The organism is Clostridium sp. AM27-31LB (assembly GCF_003480745.1).
GTDB lineage: Bacteria > Bacillota > Clostridia > Lachnospirales > Lachnospiraceae > Butyribacter > Butyribacter intestini.
Genome location: NZ_QUJS01000007.1, coordinates 149046 through 167154, shown reverse-complemented (window position 1 = coordinate 167154; position 18109 = coordinate 149046). Strand labels below are relative to the sequence as shown.

The window sequence follows — 18109 nt, the reverse complement described above, 5'->3', positions numbered from 1 at the left end:
ATTTTTCATTTATTATGTAACAGTTCAGCCATAAAAAATAATTGACAATACTTGAGCTTGCTCATTGTATTGTTGATTATCTTTTTATGGTGGAATAGCCTTTCATTTCTGAAATGAAATAAACCAAAGCTGCGAAGCAGCGACTGACAGCTTGCTGGCAGGTTTATGAATCGAGGAAATAAAAGGCTGAACTGTTACTTTATTATCGTCGCCACTTAACATAATAAACTCTATCCTTACCCCAGCAGTCTCGCTTCTCTTATCACAAGACTGTAATTTCTTCTCCACACTGAACCAAACTGTGAACTTGGGAGAGGACAGCCGCCGACACCTATCTCAAGAGTGATACTCGGTACTTTCATGTTATACATTGTGTACTCTCTCAGTGCACCAACACTTTTTCCTCCTCTTTCATAGCTGGCACTGCTCGCATACCCCGTAATTTTTCTGGCAAGGTTATACATTTTTATTGTAGTCTTTTTTGTAGTTTTTTTAATTCCTCTCCGGACACTTCCAAATGCTATAGAACCCATTGCGTGATAATTTACCGTGCCTTTTAATTTTGTATTCTTCTTTAATGTATTTATCAGTTTTACAACTGCTTTTGTCTCAGGCTCACTCTCCGCATATGGTCCTGAATATCCTGAACCGCCACGCCTGCCGCCGTATTTTGCATGATAGTTGTATTTATAATTTCTGTTGAGATCTACACCTCTTGCATTTGCTTTCCATGAAGAGGTACTTTTTGCACCCGGCATCCTGTAAAGTGCTTTACGAAGTTTGCTGTCTCTTATCTTGGATATACCAAACTGCGATATTGTCACACCGTCAGGATTTGTCATCGGTATATAGTGTATCGCAATTTTGTTTAATGTGCTCTTTAATCTGACACCTTTCACACGACCGTTATAATTTTTGAGATAATGTTCTATCTGAGCCATGCAAAGCTGTGCCGTCATATACTCCCTTGCGTGTATCGAACTTACGACAAGCATTGTTTTCTTTGCCTTTGGATTGCCTACCACAACATCATAGATATTTCTCTTGTCATTTGATTTTCCGATTACATTTACTTTTACATAGTCAGAATATGTATTTGCAAGCTGTTTAAGATCACCGCTCATCTCATGATAACTGTATTTCTGGTGACCCGTGCTTACAAAATTTGCAATTACAAAACTTTTTGCATTAGACTCTGTCTTGAATGTTTCATTATTATAAATGCCTACGGCAGCTATACAATATTTATACCTTTTACCTGCCCTGACTTTTCCATCGTTATATCTTAACTTTTTTGTCTCAGCAAGTTTTCTGTATTTATTATTGTTTACCTTCTTATATATAATGTATTTTTCTGCACCTTTTGATTTATTCCAGCTTAACTTTACTCTTCTTGAACTAAGCCTTGTAAATCTGACACTGTTCTTTTTAGGAATACAGCTTGTAAGTCTGTCTGTCCTTGCAACAGCATCATCCGCACCCGAATATGCAACAACGCAGAATGAATAATTCTCACCTCTGCTGACATTAAGTGTAAACTCTGTTTCATTGTATAAAGTTTTCTGTGAAAGATTTTCTGTTTTTCCATCATTTGTGCTTTCGGATGTATTACCCGAATTATCAGGAGTCTGATGAAAACTTCCTTTTACATAAAATACGGTATAATACGCTGCACCCTCATATGAATTCCATTTTAATTTTATCTGTTTTGAGCCACCCTGCTTTATGGAAACATCCATTGTCGGCAATGTATCATCATAAATAGCTGAGCCGGTTGTAACATCTGCCGCTTCTGAAATGCTGTCACCTTTTAATTTTGCTTTAACTTTGTTACTTTTTTTAACTGTATTTTTGCCATCTGCAGTCTGTGTCCTAACGGTTACTTTATTATTCACCGCCGTCTGTGTCTTAACTGCTGCCTGTGCTTTCACACCCGACACGGCAGTCTGCTGTAAACCACCTAGCAAAACCGCAAGAACCAGAAACATCGCTATCAGTTTTCTTTTTCTTTTTAACATTTGTGTTCTCCTATTATAATGTATTTTTATGCTTATACATAACCAATTATATTCTGTTCTAATTGTACTTCCTTATATTTTTATACTTAGATGTTTGCAAAACTATCATATATATATGGAATTAAATTGTGCAAATATCTAATTAAAATAAACAAAAAGACAAACCACCATGATTTGTCTTTAACCCTAATCTTATTTATCTCTCCATGTGATGCGTCCCTTTGTAAGGTCATATGGTGACATTTCCATTGTAACCTTATCTCCCGGCAATATACGGATAAAGTTCTTTCTGAGCTTTCCGCTGATATGTGCAAGCACCTGATGACCATTTTCAAGTTCTACCTTAAACATGGCATTTGGAAGCTTCTCAACTACAATTCCTTCAATTTCAATAACATCTTCTTTAGACATAAATAACCTCCGTCTTGATAAATCATTTATTGTTACTGTTTATGGCAAATATTAAATCCATCATCAAACAGTAAACATTTTCTATAACCTGCCTATAAAATAATCGGCAATTTTTTTACTTATTTTAAGTCAGACAATGATACGAACCTTAACATATGCTGTATCGGTTACCTGCCGCTGTTTAATTATATTCTAAACAGTGACATGATATTTTCTGCATCGCTGCCTGACCCTATTTATAACTTCAAATCTTATACCAGATCCTTATTGTATGATAAAAGTTCCGGCTCTCCTTCTGTTATAAGAAGTGTATTTTCATAATGTGCTGAATTCATACCGTCTCTTGTGACACAAGTCCAACCATCGTCAAGTATCCAGATTTCTTTCTTTCCTCTGTTTATCATAGGCTCAACTGCAAATGTCATGCCGGCACGAAGCTTCATTCCTCTGCCGATTGGTTTAAAGTTTGGTATCTGTGGTTCTTCGTGCATCTCTTTTCCTATGCCGTGACCTACCATCTCTCTTACAACTGAGAAACCGTTTGACTCAGCATAATCCTGAATTGCCTTTGAAATATCATAGAGATGATTTCCGGCTTTCGCCATCTTCATTCCCTCAAAGAAACTCTGCTTTGTAACATCAATCAGTTTCTGATCCTCAGGTGAAATCTCACCTACTGCATGAGTACGCGCTGCATCAGACTGATAACCTTTATAAATAACACCCGTATCAAGACTGATGATGTCTCCATCTTTAAGAATGTCTTTCTTATCTGGAATTCCATGTACTACCTGCTCATTTATTGATGTGCACACAGATGCCGGAAATCCCTGATAATTAAGAAATGATGGGATACAGTCATAACTTCTTATAATTTCTTCACATTTTCTGTTAATCTCAAATGTACTTATACCCGGACGGATAATCTTTGCAAGTTCGTCATGAACTATCGCAAGAATCCTTCCTGCCTCACGCATCAATTCAATTTCATGTTCTGATTTAATTGTTACTGCCATAATGTTAATGTGCCTTCTTTCTTTATTTTTTTGATATTGAGACAATTTATATCATGCACATATAGTGTCCGTTATGCTATAAATACTACAATTCTTTATTTTATATGATGCAAGGTTCAAAACCGGATAAAAATAAATCAATCCGTGGTATAAACTCATGGCAAAATACCTTTTGAACCCCATGCATCATTTTATGGGGATTTCAATTTTTCTAAAATCATCCCTCAAGAATTCCGCAAATCTCCTCAAAACAGGTATCAAGTCCCTTTGAACCGTCAATAACTTTTAAGATTCCCTGTTTCTTATAGTAATCAATAAGTGGAGCTGTCTGCTCATGATATACATCAAGTCTCTTTTTAACAGTCTCCGGAGCGTCATCATCTCTTACAATAAGCTCGCCATCGCACTCATCACATACTCCCTCTGTTTTTGGAGGAATATTTACTACATGATATGTTGCTCCACAAGACTTACAGACTCTTCTTCCGCTCATTCTGTCTATGATAGCCTGATCCTCGATGAAAATCTCAAGTGCATAATCGATGGCATCGTCATTCTTTGCAAGTGCCGCTGTAAGTGCTTCTGCCTGAGGAATTGTTCTTGGAAATCCGTCAAGAATATATCCATTTTTGCAATCATCCTGTTTGAGGCGGTCTACAACAAGGTCACATACAAGTTCATCCGGTACAAGATTTCCTGCATCCATATACTCTTTAGCCTTCTTTCCAAGCTCCGTACCGTTTTTGATATTTTCTCTAAAAATATCTCCTGTAGAAATAGCCGGAATACCAAATTTTTCAGTAATCTTCTTTGCGTGTGTTCCTTTACCTGCTCCAGGTGCACCTAACATAATAATCTTCATATTTTGTTCTCCTCTCAAAAAATCAGTTTTTTACATTCATGTGTTTTATACTGCATGAATGATATTAAATTTGCCATACTATACACATATCGTGTATTTCACATCGTAACAGTTATGTTACTTTGCATCAATTTTATTGCTATCAACTGTTATCATCTCTGAACATAAAATTTTTATTCAAAGAACGCTCAATATATATTCTATCCTAAATTGTCAGTTATTTCAATACAAATTTTTTGACTCTGCTCTTACCATGTAAAAGTTCAGCCTTTTATTTCTTCAATTCATAAACCTGCCAGCAAGCTGTCAGTCGCTGCTTCGCAGCTTTGGTTTATTTCATTTCAGAAATGAAAGGCTATTCTACCATAAAAAGATAATCAACAATACAATGAGCAAGCTCAAGTATTGTCAATTATTTTTTATGGCTGAACTGTTACATTACCATGTCAATTATTTAATTATTTTCAACAAATAAACTTTAGTCTGCCAAATACCATCTGACCGTTTGGTATAAACTCATTTATAGCTGCACATCAGTGCAGCATAATCTTTTGTTTGCAAAGCACCGCCTGACAGCTATGTTAAACTTGTGAATGGGCAACAGCCCAAAATACTACTGCACTTGCCGCCGCAACATTTAGCGAATCGACTCCATGTGACATTGGTATCCTGACAGTATAATCACTCTCAGATATTGTACTCTGTAAAAGTCCGTCACCCTCCGTTCCGAGAATTATCGCAAGTTTTTCTTCTGATATTACATCTTTATCATCTATGCTTACAGAATTATCATCAAGTGCCATTGCCGCTGTTTTAAATCCGAGGCTGTGAAGTCTTTTTATATAACTCTCTCCATTGTCATCATCTGATATATTTACAAATGTCCACGGTATCTGAAAGACTGTTCCCATGCTAACTCTTGCAGCTCTGCGATACAAAGGATTACTGCTGCCGTTTGTCAGTATTACCGCATCTATATTGAGTGCCGCCGCTGAGCGGAATATAGCCCCCACATTTGTCGGATTCATTACATTTTCAAGAACAGCTATCCGCCTTGCATCCTTGCAGATTTCTTCAAGTGCCGGAAGTTGTCTGCGGTGCATCGCACACAACATTCCTCTCGTTAGTTTAAATCCCGTGAGTTTTGTGAGAATCTCAAATTCTGCCGTATATACAGGGAATTCATGTATATTTTTTTCTTTGTATCCGGTACTTTTTAAGGCATATTTTTCTTCTGATACCGTATTTTCTCTGTTGTTTTTCAAAACAAGATTTTCCTGTTTTTCTGCATCTGAATATATTTTTCTGTTTTGATATATCCTGTCGCACTTTTCTAATACAACTTTCCCCTCGCCCTCAATATGTTTTTTCTCAATAAGACATGAAATCGGCTCATATCCTGCATCAAGTGCCCTCTCTATTACTTTCGGACTTTCCGCTATAAATATTCCCTTATCAGGCTTTGCTCTGTTTAAAAGCTGTCCCTCAGACAATCTTGCATATATATCAAGTTCTTTTGCTTCAAAATCTTTTATCTCTATTATGTTCATTTTGTTTCCTCATTTCCGTACAACCTGTTAAAAGCAATGCCTAAAAATTTATCTGTCTTATCTGCCAAAAATAATTGATATTTATGTGAATTTTTCCACATTTTTATATATTTCACTTATCCTTTATGTTTTTTTCGTTTTACTGACAATACCGTTATCCTGCATTTTTTCTTTATTCCGTTAGCCGTAACAGTTATCTTTGCCTTTCCCTTTCTTACTGCGGTCACTTTTCCTTTACCGTTCACTTTTACGATATTTTTATTACTGCTTTTATACCGGACTTTCCTGTACGGACCTGTTACTATCGTTTTTAAACGAATACTCTTATTGCCTTTCAGATAAAGCGTTCTCTTAACCGGTTTTATCTTAAGTGATATTTTTTTCACCGTGACCTTACATATAAATTTCTTTCCATTAACCGTAACTTTAACTACTGCTTTTCCGGACTTTACCGCCGTAAGTTTCCCTGCTGCATTAACTTTTACTATTTTCGGATTACTGCTTTTGAAATTCGCTTTAACCGATTTCCCGTCTACCTTAGCTATCAAAGTAAATGTTTTATATTTCGGCAGATACAGTACAACTGAAGTTTTGTTCAATTTAACCATACTGTTCGGAGACACCGTTGGAGTTGTGGTTTCATTCGGCTCTGTTGTTTCTGTTGGTTCTGCCGTCTGACCTGGCTTTGCACTTGCTGTTTCCGTTGGTTTCTCTGTCTGACCTGGCTTCGCACCCGCTGTTTCCGTTGGTTTCTCTGTCTGACCTGGCTTTGCACTTGCTGTTTCTTCCGTTGGTTTCTCTGTCTGACCTGGCTTTGCACTCGCTGTTTCCGTTGGTTTCTCTGTCTGACTTGGCTTTGCACTCGCCGTTTCTGTTGGTTTCTCTGTCTGACCCGGCTTTGCACCCACTGTTTCCGTTGGTTTCTCTGTCTGACCTGGTTTCGCACTCGCTGTTTCCGTTGGTTTCTCTGTCTGACCCGGTTTTGCACTCGCCGTTTCCGTTGGTTTCTCTGTCTGACCTGGTTTTGCACTCGCTGTTTCATTCGGTTCTGCCGTCTGACTTGGTTTTGCACTCGCTGTTTCCGTTGGTTTCTCTGTCTGACTTGGTTTTGCACTCGCTGTTTCCGTTGGTTTCTCTGTCTGACTTGGTTTTGCACTCGCTGTTTCCGTTGGTTTCTCTGTCTGACTTGGTTTTGCACTCGCTGTTTCCGTTGGTTTCTCTGTCTGACTTGGTTTTGCACTCGCTGTTTCCGTTGGTTTCTCTGTCTGACTTGGTTTTGCACTCGCTGTTTCCGTTGGTTTCTCTGTCTGACTTGGTTTTGCACTCGCTGTTTCCGTTGGTTTCTCTGTCTGACTTGGTTTTGCACTCGCTGTTTCCGTTGGTTTCTCTGTCTGACTTGGTTTTGCACTCGCTGTTTCCGTTGGTTTCTCTGTCTGACTTGGTTTTGCACTCGCTGTTTCCGTTGGTTTCTCTGTCTGACTTGGTTTTGCACTCGCTGTTTCCGTTGGTTTCTCTGTCTGACTTGGTTTTGCACTCGCTGTTTCCGTTGGTTTCTCTGTCTGACTTGGTTTTGCACTCGCTGTTTCCGTTGGTTTCTCTGTCTGACTTGGTTTTGCACTCGCTGTTTCCGTTGGTTTCTCTGTCTGACTTGGTTTTGCACTCGCTGTTTCCGTTGGTTTCTCTGTCTGACTTGGTTTTGCACTCGCTGTTTCCGTTGGTTTCTCTGTCTGACTTGGTTTTGCACTCGCTGTTTCCGTTGGTTTCTCTGATTTTGACCAATACGGATATAATTTAATAGCTTCGTTTTCTTTATATTCCCCATTTAAATCATATGTCTTTTCGCCACCCTCACTGAGCGACCAGCCTGTCTGAGTATATCCTGTTTTTGTATATAATGCAGCTTTTAAGTTCAGTGATGTATCTTGCAATTTGCTTATTGACTCAACACTTCCAACCACATCATTTCCGGGAAGATATGTTACCGAATATGTCTTTTTTCCAATTTTTACATTTACATTTATCGTTATCGTTTTTTCATCATTTTTTTCAGACTTCCCAACTACTTTCAACACACTTGTCGGTGATTCAAATGCCCCTATTTTCAGTAGTCCTGTCTCATAGTCAATTTCTGTGTCCGCTGCTGTTTCTCCGCTTACATACCACTTTATGTCTCCATCCGATATTTTCTTTCCGTTTATCTGTGCAAGGAACTGAATCTGACTTCCTCGTACGGCAGTCATCTGAAGATTTCCACCAACTTCTGACGGTGCTAATAATGTAACACCGTTTGCTGTCGGTTTCCCAGTATTTTCAGGCTGCTCTGTCGGTTGCTCGCCATCTATTTCCTTTCCACTTACATTAAATGTTATTTTTTCTTTTGTAAGCTCTGTTACGGATATTGTGTATCCACCGTATGTTATGTCTTCTCCAACTGACATTGGTGCATCAATTCTTGTGTTATATTGTCCGCCTATTGCAGATAATTGTGTCACACCACTTAAATTTTTAGGAAATCTAACACTCATATCAGAATCACAGACAAGAAGCCCGGATTTCTTTAGTCCATTTGCAGACACATAATTTCCAAGTAAATTATATATTTTACGATTTTGGGCATTTAAATCAAATCTGTTTATTTCTCTATCGTCCACATAGCGATACTCCAGATATAGTTTATGATTATTAGGAAGTTCCAATGTATATGCCACCGTCCCATCCTGTCTTTTATCCTTTGTCGGCGGAAGTGTATATTCACCTGCCTTTGTAATAGGTGTAATATTATCTGCATCGAGCCATCCCACCGCCTCTCTTTCACGGGATGTCATAAACTGCACGACCGGAGACAATGCTTTCGCCATAGCCGACATAAAACACACCGGTTCACTTTTTCCCGAAGCTGTATAAAGATCTAATAAACCAAATATATGTCCCATCTCATGAATAAGCGTTTTATTATTTACAAAATATATATCGCTTCCGGCTTCTTTATAAATACTCACCGGGTCATTCTGAATTGGAGCCTGATTATATCTGTTGCTTGTCAATGTCCCTTTAGCTGTTTTAATAGTGATACGATTATTTATCGTATGATAAGCCCATAGAGGTATAGTCCCTCCATCCCATGAACTTGCATACTTTGCATCAGTCGGTGTAAACAAAACGGTAATGGCATCAATATAACCGTCGTTGTCTGAGTCAAGCTTATCAAAGCCAATTTCCTCACCAGCCATATTTTTTAATTTTGCACCGTTATCTACTGCCTCCTGTACTTTATTACTCCAATCCCTTAAAAGCTCTAATCTTCTATACTCTTTGTCTGTAGTATAACCCTCTGGATTCTCATCTGTCTTTGGTGAATAATATCCTCTGGTGTGAGCAAGCTTTATAGATGTAAATTTGTTATCATTTTCTGAAAGGTAAACCGTTCTTAAATTTAACGTCTGATTAGATACTGCTCTATAATATTCACGCACAGAATATTCAGACTTATTATATGTATTATCAATGAGTTCTATGTTTGTAATATCATTTGTTTCTGTTACTTTCCCGTTTAAATACTCATCCTCACCATCAAACCTGATAGGTATTGCCATATTATACATATCCCTTACCTTATAGGCAGTGTGCACCTGTGTTTCTTGAGATTCATTTGCATTTGTATATTTTATGCCTGTCTGAAACATCAAGGCAAATACAAGAATAAGTGCAATATATCGTTTTAAATTTGTTTTTTTAAAGCAATTTTTTTTCATCTTTGTATTCCCTTTCTTTTTAAGTTGTTATTAGTAAAAATATTCTAACACCCTAATAGCAAAATATCCACTACTTTTTCACTTAAAAAAGAGCAAAAACAGCGTTTTGCTCCTGCAAGAATTGCTTTGCAATTCTTGTTGGTGCCACACTACATTACGAGCATTTTCCTATACAATAAAAAAGAAAAAGCCACACATACGGTAACATACCTCTGTATAACAGACGGTATATCACCTGAATGTATGACTTTATATTTATAAGTACGATGTCTTTGCATCAGTAACAACTCTGTTACTTTACAGACCTAACATTACTCACTGATGAATCCTCTATAATGACGAACTAACATCTGCGATTCTACCTGCTTCAATGTCTCAAGTACAACACCTACAATAATGATAAGTGATGTTCCACCGAATGATACATTTGCACCAAACGCACCTGAGAAGAAAATAGGTACTACTGCTACGAATGATAAACCAATTGCACCGAGCAAAATGATGCTGTTAAGAATCTTTGTAAGATAATCAGTCGTTGGCTTTCCAGGTCTGATTCCGGGAATGAAACCACCCTGTTTCTTCATGTTCATTGCAATCTCCTGTGGATTGAATGTTATTGAAGTATAGAAGTATGCAAAGAATATAAGCAATACTATATAAACAACAAGACCAATTGTGTATTTGAACTCGCCTAAGCTGTCAAAGTTGCACCATGAGTTCTGGTTTAATACCTTCAATATCTTCTGTCCAAATGAAGCACCTGCACCTGATGCCGGCTGAATACCTGCAAATCCTGCAATAACAATAGGCATTGAAAAAAGTGAACCTGCAAAGATTACCGGGATAACACCTGCTGTGTTTACTTTAAGCGGAATATGTGAAGATTGTCCACCTACAAGTTTTCTTCCCTGTGTCTTCTTTGAATACTGTACGCTGATTCTTCTCTCACCATCTGAAAGAATAATGATAAATACAACCATTCCAAGTAAGACAGCTAAGATTATAACAGCTCCCAATAAACCATTTGTTACTGTAGTCGCACCCTTTATAAACTTCTCGTAGAGATTTGCCATATCGTTTGGCAGTCTTGATACGATGTTGTATAAAAGGATAATAGATATACCGTTTCCTACACCCTTTTCAGTAATCTGCTCACCTAACCACATTAAGAAAGCAGAACCTGCTGTCAATGATACAATGATGACTGAAACTGATGTGAATGTAATCTTATCGTCAGTAAGATATCCGCTGTTACCAAATCCGATAGCCATAGCAGCACTTTCTAATACTGAAAGTCCTATTGTCACATATCTCGTGTACTCTGTGAGTTTCTTTCTTCCTTCTTCACCATCTTTGTGTAATTCCTCTAAGCGTGGAATTGCAATCGTAAGAAGCTGAATAATAATGGAAGCTGTAATGTATGGTGTAATGTTCAACGCAAATATTGACATCTGCTCAAATGAACCACCTGTCAACTGGTTAAAGAAATCAAGTGATTTCTGTGAATTGAACATCTCCCTGATTGCCTCATACTTAACTCCCGGAACTGGAAGCTGTGAACCAATACGGACAACTATCAAAGCAAAGAAAGTATAAAAAAGTTTCTTTCTTAAATCTTTGATCTTAAATGCATTACGGACTGTTTCAAACATCCTTAGATCACCTCAGCTTTTCCACCAAGAGCCTCAATCTTTTCAACAGCACTCTTGCTGAATGCGTTTACCTGTACTGTAAGCTTCTTAGTTAATTCTCCATTTCCAAGTATCTTAACGCCATCCTTAGGATTGCTGATAATACCAGTTTCAAGTAATGCTTCAACTGTAACTACATCACCATCTGCAAATTTCTCTAATTTGTCAACATTAATAGCAACGATTTCCTTAGAGTTGATGTTTGTAAAACCTCTCTTTGGAATACGTCTGTAAAGTGGCATCTGTCCACCTTCAAAACCAGGACGTGGAGCACCAGAACGAGCCTTCTGACCTTTATGACCCTTACCTGCTGTCTTTCCGTTTCCTGAACCATGACCACGACCACGTCTAAAGTTGTCGCTCTGTTTTGAACCTGCTGCTGGACTTAATTCTGATAAATTCATTATTTAACCTCCTAAAACTACGGGCTGTACCCTACAGCCACACAAATCACTAACGGGCAAATGTAAAACGCTCACTGTTAAAAAAGCTGTTCTTGCTCTTTCTAACGACAAACTTCACAACTTCGGAAAAAAGCTGTTCTTGCCTTTTTCTAACGGCAAGCTTCACAACTTCGAAAAAAAGCTGCTTTTGCTTTTTCTAACGGCAAACTTCACAACTTCGGAAAAAAGCTGTTCTTGCTTTTTTCTAACGGCAAGCTCCGCTTGCCATTGCCCTCGCTACAGTTCAATATTTTACCACAAACACCACCCGTTTGTACAGTAAAATTTTTATTAAATCTATATTTTAGAATAAAGGATTTTTCTCTGTTACTATTTTAGCTATTTAGCAAACCATATACAATCATAATCATGTGGCAATACAAATTTTGCTTAATTTCTTTGACTGTATATTTATCTTCCATACATCTGACACCAATTTTTATGAAATAACTCTTCATGTTTAATAATTGCTTTTTTCTTTCTTCTTCATTTTCCATTTCAAGTTTTTCTATCTTATTTATAAAAGCCTTTTCTTCCTCTTCCGACAAACTCTTAATAAAATGAACTAAAGATGAAAAAGCCTTTGGATACTCAAAGTCTGTTTCCCCCATCATTTGTTCCCATTCTATATCAGATATTGAAGCATCATTCCATTTACAATAATTTTCTTTTTTCATTATTCCCCCCCTAATTTGCTAAATACCAAGAATAAAAATGATATGTTTTGCCTGAACTTCTTAATGGATGATAATGCTTATAATACCCCTCAGAATTATCATGAGTATCATGATGTACAACTTTTCGTGAAATATAAAAAGAACGCCGCAGGGGGCTAGTGAGTTATTTAAAATAACTCTCCCCTTACCGCGTTCTTTATTCACGAATCTATATTAGATTTCTTCGACCTTAACAAGGTGTCTTACGTGCCAGATCATTCCTCTAACTGCTTCGTTGTCAGGCAACTCAACTGTCTTGTTTACTTTCTTTAAGCCTAATGCTTCAACAGTTGCACGCTGTTTTGGAATGGCACCGATTGTAGATTTTACTAATGTAACCTTTAACTTATCTGCCATAATAGCCTCCATTCAGTTTAAACAATTAGCCTAAAAGTTCCTCCAATGAGATACCACGAGCCTTTGCTACATCTTCAGGTCTCTTGAGGTTGCTGAGACCGTTTACTGCTGCAAGTACTACGTTCTGCTTGTTGTTAGAACCAAGAGACTTTGTACGGATGTTTTTGTAACCTGCAAGCTCAAGTACGGCACGGGCTGGACCACCTGCGATGATACCAGTACCTTCCGGAGCTCTCTTAATAAGTACGGATGCACTACCAAACTTACCTGTTAAGTCATGTGGTACACTGCCGTTCTCGTCGATAGGAACTTCAACAAGTTTCTTGATGGCGTCTTCTTTTCCTTTACGGATAGCTTCAGGAATTTCTGTTGCTTTTCCAAGACCAACACCAACATGTCCGTTCTTATCGCCAACTACTACTAATGCAGTAAATTTCATGTTGCGTCCACCTTTAACTACTTTGGTAACACGCTTGATTGTTACTACATTATCTTCCAGCTCTAACTGGCTGGCATCAATAATTGTACGTTTCATGAGTTTTCCTCCTAAATCAATTCACGAATCCCAACCAATATTAGAATTCTAATCCTGCTTCTCTTGCTGCTTCAGCTAAAGCTTTAACCTTACCCTGATATATGAAACCGCCTCTATCAAAGACAACAGTTGTAATACCTTTATCTAATGCTTTCTTTGCGATTACTTCGCCAAGTTTAGCAGCTGCTTCAACATTGTTAGTTTTCTCTAAACCTTCTTTAACATCTTTCTGTAAAGTTGAAGCTGATACCAAAGTATTACCAACAGTATCATCGATAACCTGAGCGTACATATGATTGTTGCTTCTAAATACAGCTAAACGAGGTCTCTCGGCTGTGCCTGAGAAACGATTACGAACCTTCATGTGTTTCTTCACACGAACTTCACTTCTTGACTGCTTTTTAATCATCGTATATTCACTCCTTATACTTTTTTTGTTTGCCTGTTCAGACAAAAGCTCGAAAATACTTCGTATTTCCTCGCTCGCGGGCGCGTTCGTATGCTCTCCACAGCAATATTGTCATGTAAACATGACATTTGCTGTCAAGACCATCCTCACTTTTGCCTTCACGAAATTTATTTTTTACCTGTCTTACCAACTTTACGTCTGATAACCTCATCAGAGTATTTGATTCCTTTACCCTTATAAGGTTCCGGAGCTCTCTTTTCTCTGATTTCAGCTGCGTACTGGCCGACTTTTTCCTTATCGATACCTTTAACGATAATTTTGTTCTGTCCTTCAACGATTACTTCAAGACCTTCTGGATCTTCCATCTCAACAGGATGAGAATATCCAAGAGAAAGTGTAAGTTTCTTTCCCTGTTTCTGAGCTCTGTAACCAACACCGTTTACTTCGAGCTCTTTCTGATAGCCCTCTGTAACACCTACAACCATGTTGTAGATAAGAGTTCTAGTAAGACCATGTAAAGATTTCATTTTCTTAAGATCGTTTGGACGGTTTACGATAACTTCCTCGCCCTCTTTCTTAATTTCCATCTCTGCAGGTAAAACTCTCTCAAGAGTTCCCTTTGGTCCTTTTACAGTCACTTTATTATTTTCTGCAATATCAACAGTTACACCTGATGGTATCGCGATAGGCATTCTTCCGATACGTGACATATGCCGCACCTCCATATTTTCTTTCGGTTTATATTAAGCTTAGGGTTGCATCGTCCGGATTACCAAACAAATGCAAGAACCTCGCCGCCAACATTTTCTTTTCTAGCTTCCTTGTCTGTCATAACACCCTTGTTTGTAGAAATGATTGCAATACCAAGTCCACCAAGTACCTTAGGAAGTTCATCTTTTCCGGCATAAACACGAAGACCAGGTTTAGAAATTCTCTTGATTCCTGTAATAATCTTCTCGTTCTTGTTTGCGCCGTATTTTAATGTGATGTGGATCATCTTGATTCCATCAACATCTATCATTTCAAAATCCTTAATGTAACCTTCTTTTTTGAGGATTTCAGCGATAGAAACCTTCATTTTTGAGCCAGGTACATCTACTGTATCATGCTTTGCAGTGTTTGCATTACGGATTCTTGTAAGCATATCTGCAATAGGATCGCTCGTCATCATCTTAGTTTACCTCCTTACCAGCTTGCTTTCTTCACGCCTGGAATCTGTCCTTTATAAGCTAACTCACGGAAGCAGATTCTGCAAATTCCGTATTTTCTTAAATAAGCATGTGGACGACCACAAATTCTACAACGGCTATACTCTCTTGTAGAGAATTTAGCTTTGCGCTGCTGCTTAACTTTCATAGAAGTCTTAGCCATGAAATTACCTCCTTATTTCTTGAAAGGCATACCGAACTGTGTTAATAATTCACGAGCCTCTTCATCAGTTTCAGCGGTAGTAACAAATATAATGTCCATACCTCTTACTTTGTCTACTTTGTCATATTCGATTTCAGGGAAGATTAACTGTTCCTTGATTCCAAGTGCATAGTTACCTCTACCATCAAATGCATTAGGGTTTACACCTCTAAAGTCACGTACACGAGGTAATGCTAAATTTACAAGACGATCTAAGAACTCATACATCTTGTCGCCACGGAGTGTAACTTTACATCCGATAGGCATGCCTTCTCTGATTTTGAAGTTAGCAACAGAGTTTTTAGCCTTTGTTGTAACAACTTTCTGTCCGGCGATGATTTCAAGTTCAGCTACTGCTGCATCTAAAACTTTTGAATTTTCTTTTGCTTCACCAATACCCATGTTGATAACGATCTTTGCGAGCTTTGGTACCTGCATAACATTTTTATAACCGAATTTGTCGGTCATTCCTTTAACGATCTCATTCTGATAAGTCTCTTTTAAACGAGTCAAAGCTAACTGCCTCCTTTCTGAAATTAGTCGATTACTTCACCAGTTGCTTTTGCATAACGAACCTTCTTGCCATCTTCAATCTTGAATCCGACACGTGAAGCTTTTCCATTGCTAACATACATAACATTTGATACATCAATTGCTGCATCCTGCTGTACGATACCACCCTGTGGATTTGCCTGGCTTGGCTTAGCATGTTTTGTAACCTGGTTGATGCCCTCAACAACGACTTTACCATTCTTTACAGAACTTACTTTGCCTTCTCTGCCTTTATCTTTACCAGCGATAACTCTTACTGTATCGCCCTTTTTAATCTTGCTAGTTGCCATTTTGTGTGACACCTCCTTATAACACTTCTGGTGCTAATGAAACGATTTTCATGAACTGTTTGTCTCTTAATTCTCTAGCGACTGGTCCAAAGATACGAGTTCCTCTTGGTGTCTTGTCATCTTTGATGATTACTGCTGCATTCTCATCAAATCTGATGTAAGAACCATCAGGACGGCGTGTACTATTTACTGTACGAACTACAACGGCTTTAACAACATCACCTTTTTTTACAACTCCGCCTGGTGTTGCATCTTTAACAGAAGCAACGATGACATCACCGATGTTGGCATATCTTCTGGTTGAACCACCCATAACTCTGATACAAAGAAGTTCTTTAGCACCTGTATTATCAGCTACTTTAAGTCTTGATTCCTGCTGTACCATGTTTACCTCCATTTTCTGCCGCATAATAATGCGGTTATCAATCACGAATATATATATTAACTTGTCTTACATACGCTCTATATAATATTGATGAATTATTTAGCTCTCTCGATAACTTCAACAAGTCTCCATCTCTTATCCTTTGATAAAGGTCTTGTCTCCATTACTCTGACTCTATCACCAATCTTGCATGTATTTTCTTCATCATGAGCCTTTAACTTGTAAGTTCTCTTGACGATCTTGTTGTAAAGTGGATGCTTTACGTTATCTACGATTGCAACAACGATTGTCTTATCCATCTTATCGCTTACTACTTTACCTACACGAGTCTTTCTAAGATTTCTCTCCACGATCGTGTCCTCCTTTCAAAGTTGATTGCGTTCAACATGTTAATGAGTTATGCAAATTAATTCTGTGCTGCGAGCACTGTCTTAATTCTGGCAATATTTCTCTTAACCTCTTTGATTCTACTTGTATTGTCTAACTGATTTGTTGCATTCTGGAATCTTAAATTGAAAAGTTCCTTCTTTGCAGCATCTAAATCAGCGTTTAATTCTTCAACAGATTTATTTCTTAATTCCTCTAAAAACTGCTTACTCTTCACTGCCCGCACCTCCTTCTAAGTCTGCACGAGATACGATCTTACACTTAACAGGTAATTTGTGTGTTGCAAGACGTAAAGCTTCTCTGGCTACTTCTTCAGATACACCTGAAATTTCAAACATTACACGACCAGGTTTAACTACTGCTACCCAATATTCAAGAGCACCTTTACCTTTACCCATTCGAGTTTCGGCTGGAGTCTTTGTTACCGGCTTATCTGGGAAAATCTTAATCCAAACTTTACCACCACGCTTGATGTAACGTGTCATAGCAATACGGGCTGCTTCAATCTGGTTTGACTTAATCCAAGCCGGCTCCATTGCCACAATACCGAAATCACCATTTGTGATCTTATTTCCTCTGAGCGCTTTTCCTGTCATTCTACCGCGGAACTGCTTACGATGTTTAACTCTCTTAGGCATTAACATTATTTATCGCTCCCTTCCTTTTTGGCATTGTTCTTTGTTGGAAGTACTTCACCATTGTAGATCCATACCTTAACACCAACTTTACCATAAGTTGTGTCAGCCTCTGCGAAACCATAATCAATATCTGCACGCAAAGTCTGAAGTGGAATAGTACCTTCGCTGTAGAACTCTGTACGAGCCATATCAGCTCCACCAAGACGACCTGAAACAGATGCCTTGATACCCTTTGCACCAGTCTTTAATGTTCTACCCATTGCAGACTTCATTGCACGACGGAAAGAAACACGGTTCTCTAACTGTGCAGCAATGTTCTCAGCTACTAACTGAGCGTGTTTGTCAGGGTTCTTAACATCCATAATCTTGATGTCAAGTGCTGTCTTTCTAGCAATAACTTTTGCAAGCTCTTTCTTTAATTTCTCTATTTCCTCGCCGCCCTTACCGATTACGAAACCAGGCTTAGCTGTATGAATAATAACTCTAACTTTGTCAGTAGGTCTTTCAATCTCAATTTTTGAAATTCCGGCGCTGTATAACTTCTTCTTTACGAACTCTCTAATCTTGTAATCTTCTACAAGGTAATCTGCAAATTTCTCCTCTGCAAACCAATTAGAATCCCAGTCACTGATAACGCCGACTCTTAAACCATGAGGATTAACTTTCTGTCCCATTATATTCTCCTTT

The 18109-nt window shown here is 38.1% G+C and carries 22 protein-coding genes; all 22 read right to left on the bottom strand.

The window, feature by feature from the left end:
- Nucleotides 1–236: 236 nt before the first annotated feature.
- Nucleotides 237–2018 (bottom strand): M14 family zinc carboxypeptidase, encoded by a 1782-nt coding sequence (locus tag DW721_RS11555; RefSeq protein WP_118745842.1) that lies wholly within the window; start codon nt 2016–2018, stop codon nt 237–239.
- A gap of 192 nt (nt 2019–2210) precedes the next feature.
- The gene (gene infA, locus DW721_RS11550) at nt 2211–2429 is read right to left on the bottom strand and encodes a translation initiation factor IF-1 (protein ID WP_022013568.1); all 219 of its coding nucleotides are present in this window, start codon (nt 2427–2429) and stop codon (nt 2211–2213) included.
- Between the two features lie 251 nt (nt 2430–2680).
- Complete coding sequence (gene map / locus DW721_RS11545; RefSeq protein ID WP_118745841.1) at nt 2681–3445, bottom strand: type I methionyl aminopeptidase; 765 nt, start codon at nt 3443–3445, stop codon at nt 2681–2683.
- A gap of 217 nt (nt 3446–3662) precedes the next feature.
- A complete protein-coding gene (locus DW721_RS11540; protein WP_118745840.1) occupies nt 3663–4307 on the bottom strand; it encodes an adenylate kinase in 645 nt (214 codons plus the stop codon).
- 581 nt (nt 4308–4888) lie between these two features.
- The gene (locus DW721_RS16420; RefSeq protein WP_243036003.1) at nt 4889–5857 is read right to left on the bottom strand and encodes an RNA methyltransferase; all 969 of its coding nucleotides are present in this window, start codon (nt 5855–5857) and stop codon (nt 4889–4891) included.
- A 116-nt stretch (nt 5858–5973) separates the two neighbouring features.
- Nucleotides 5974–9609 (bottom strand): Ig-like domain-containing protein, encoded by a 3636-nt coding sequence (locus DW721_RS11525; RefSeq protein WP_118745839.1) that lies wholly within the window; start codon nt 9607–9609, stop codon nt 5974–5976.
- Nucleotides 9610–9920: 311 nt separating this feature from the next.
- A complete protein-coding gene (gene secY / locus DW721_RS11520; RefSeq protein ID WP_022014879.1) occupies nt 9921–11261 on the bottom strand; it encodes a preprotein translocase subunit SecY in 1341 nt (446 codons plus the stop codon).
- A gap of 2 nt (nt 11262–11263) precedes the next feature.
- Complete coding sequence (gene rplO, locus DW721_RS11515; RefSeq protein ID WP_022014878.1) at nt 11264–11704, bottom strand: 50S ribosomal protein L15; 441 nt, start codon at nt 11702–11704, stop codon at nt 11264–11266.
- 374 nt (nt 11705–12078) lie between these two features.
- Entirely contained in the window at nt 12079–12420 is a 342-nt protein-coding gene (locus DW721_RS11510; protein ID WP_118745838.1) for a hypothetical protein, read from the bottom strand.
- Between the two features lie 213 nt (nt 12421–12633).
- A complete protein-coding gene (gene rpmD / locus DW721_RS11505) occupies nt 12634–12816 on the bottom strand; it encodes a 50S ribosomal protein L30 (protein WP_022014876.1) in 183 nt (60 codons plus the stop codon).
- Nucleotides 12817–12841: 25 nt separating this feature from the next.
- Complete coding sequence (gene rpsE, locus DW721_RS11500; RefSeq protein WP_022014875.1) at nt 12842–13351, bottom strand: 30S ribosomal protein S5; 510 nt, start codon at nt 13349–13351, stop codon at nt 12842–12844.
- Nucleotides 13352–13391: 40 nt separating this feature from the next.
- The gene (rplR, locus tag DW721_RS11495; protein ID WP_022014874.1) at nt 13392–13760 is read right to left on the bottom strand and encodes a 50S ribosomal protein L18; all 369 of its coding nucleotides are present in this window, start codon (nt 13758–13760) and stop codon (nt 13392–13394) included.
- Between the two features lie 167 nt (nt 13761–13927).
- Nucleotides 13928–14470: a 50S ribosomal protein L6 gene (gene rplF / locus DW721_RS11490; protein ID WP_022224482.1), complete on the bottom strand. Its 543-nt coding sequence runs from the start codon at nt 14468–14470 to the stop codon at nt 13928–13930.
- A 59-nt stretch (nt 14471–14529) separates the two neighbouring features.
- The gene (rpsH, locus tag DW721_RS11485) at nt 14530–14931 is read right to left on the bottom strand and encodes a 30S ribosomal protein S8 (protein ID WP_022014872.1); all 402 of its coding nucleotides are present in this window, start codon (nt 14929–14931) and stop codon (nt 14530–14532) included.
- Between the two features lie 14 nt (nt 14932–14945).
- Nucleotides 14946–15131, bottom strand: coding sequence for a type Z 30S ribosomal protein S14 (locus tag DW721_RS11480; protein ID WP_022014871.1), 186 nt, complete (start codon nt 15129–15131; stop codon nt 14946–14948).
- 12 nt (nt 15132–15143) lie between these two features.
- Nucleotides 15144–15683 carry a 50S ribosomal protein L5 gene (rplE, locus tag DW721_RS11475; protein ID WP_022014870.1) on the bottom strand — a complete coding sequence of 180 codons (540 nt, stop codon included), beginning with the start codon at nt 15681–15683 and terminating at the stop codon, nt 15144–15146.
- Nucleotides 15684–15706: 23 nt separating this feature from the next.
- On the bottom strand, nt 15707–16012 hold the full coding sequence (rplX, locus tag DW721_RS11470; protein ID WP_022014869.1) for a 50S ribosomal protein L24: 306 nt from the start codon (nt 16010–16012) through the stop codon (nt 15707–15709).
- A 16-nt stretch (nt 16013–16028) separates the two neighbouring features.
- Nucleotides 16029–16397 (bottom strand): 50S ribosomal protein L14, encoded by a 369-nt coding sequence (rplN, locus tag DW721_RS11465; RefSeq protein ID WP_022014868.1) that lies wholly within the window; start codon nt 16395–16397, stop codon nt 16029–16031.
- Between the two features lie 95 nt (nt 16398–16492).
- Nucleotides 16493–16750 carry a 30S ribosomal protein S17 gene (rpsQ, locus tag DW721_RS11460; protein ID WP_082440773.1) on the bottom strand — a complete coding sequence of 86 codons (258 nt, stop codon included), beginning with the start codon at nt 16748–16750 and terminating at the stop codon, nt 16493–16495.
- 53 nt (nt 16751–16803) lie between these two features.
- A complete protein-coding gene (gene rpmC / locus DW721_RS11455) occupies nt 16804–17001 on the bottom strand; it encodes a 50S ribosomal protein L29 (RefSeq protein ID WP_022014866.1) in 198 nt (65 codons plus the stop codon).
- On the bottom strand, nt 16991–17428 hold the full coding sequence (gene rplP / locus DW721_RS11450; RefSeq protein ID WP_022014865.1) for a 50S ribosomal protein L16: 438 nt from the start codon (nt 17426–17428) through the stop codon (nt 16991–16993). Before rplP ends, rpmC begins: the two co-directional genes overlap by 11 nt.
- Nucleotides 17428–18096, bottom strand: coding sequence for a 30S ribosomal protein S3 (gene rpsC / locus DW721_RS11445; protein WP_022014864.1), 669 nt, complete (start codon nt 18094–18096; stop codon nt 17428–17430). The genes rplP and rpsC overlap by 1 nt, the downstream gene beginning before the upstream one ends.
- Nucleotides 18097–18109: the final 13 nt, after the last annotated feature.

Coding starts and splice junctions, on each gene's coding strand:
- DW721_RS11555 (WP_118745842.1), bottom strand. CDS start 2,018: ATGTTAAAAAGAAAAAGAAAACTGATAGCGATGTTTCTGGTTCTTGCG.
- infA (WP_022013568.1), bottom strand. CDS start 2,429: ATGTCTAAAGAAGATGTTATTGAAATTGAAGGAATTGTAGTTGAGAAG.
- map (WP_118745841.1), bottom strand. CDS start 3,445: ATGGCAGTAACAATTAAATCAGAACATGAAATTGAATTGATGCGTGAG.
- DW721_RS11540 (WP_118745840.1), bottom strand. CDS start 4,307: ATGAAGATTATTATGTTAGGTGCACCTGGAGCAGGTAAAGGAACACAC.
- DW721_RS16420 (WP_243036003.1), bottom strand. CDS start 5,857: ATGAACATAATAGAGATAAAAGATTTTGAAGCAAAAGAACTTGATATA.
- DW721_RS11525 (WP_118745839.1), bottom strand. CDS start 9,609: ATGAAAAAAAATTGCTTTAAAAAAACAAATTTAAAACGATATATTGCA.
- secY (WP_022014879.1), bottom strand. CDS start 11,261: ATGTTTGAAACAGTCCGTAATGCATTTAAGATCAAAGATTTAAGAAAG.
- rplO (WP_022014878.1), bottom strand. CDS start 11,704: ATGAATTTATCAGAATTAAGTCCAGCAGCAGGTTCAAAACAGAGCGAC.
- DW721_RS11510 (WP_118745838.1), bottom strand. CDS start 12,420: ATGAAAAAAGAAAATTATTGTAAATGGAATGATGCTTCAATATCTGAT.
- rpmD (WP_022014876.1), bottom strand. CDS start 12,816: ATGGCAGATAAGTTAAAGGTTACATTAGTAAAATCTACAATCGGTGCC.
- rpsE (WP_022014875.1), bottom strand. CDS start 13,351: ATGAAACGTACAATTATTGATGCCAGCCAGTTAGAGCTGGAAGATAAT.
- rplR (WP_022014874.1), bottom strand. CDS start 13,760: ATGATTAAAAAGCAGTCAAGAAGTGAAGTTCGTGTGAAGAAACACATG.
- rplF (WP_022224482.1), bottom strand. CDS start 14,470: ATGTCACGTATCGGAAGAATGCCTATCGCGATACCATCAGGTGTAACT.
- rpsH (WP_022014872.1), bottom strand. CDS start 14,931: ATGATGACGAGCGATCCTATTGCAGATATGCTTACAAGAATCCGTAAT.
- DW721_RS11480 (WP_022014871.1), bottom strand. CDS start 15,131: ATGGCTAAGACTTCTATGAAAGTTAAGCAGCAGCGCAAAGCTAAATTC.
- rplX (WP_022014869.1), bottom strand. CDS start 16,012: ATGGCAACTAGCAAGATTAAAAAGGGCGATACAGTAAGAGTTATCGCT.
- rplN (WP_022014868.1), bottom strand. CDS start 16,397: ATGGTACAGCAGGAATCAAGACTTAAAGTAGCTGATAATACAGGTGCT.
- rplP (WP_022014865.1), bottom strand. CDS start 17,428: ATGTTAATGCCTAAGAGAGTTAAACATCGTAAGCAGTTCCGCGGTAGA.
- rpsC (WP_022014864.1), bottom strand. CDS start 18,096: ATGGGACAGAAAGTTAATCCTCATGGTTTAAGAGTCGGCGTTATCAGT.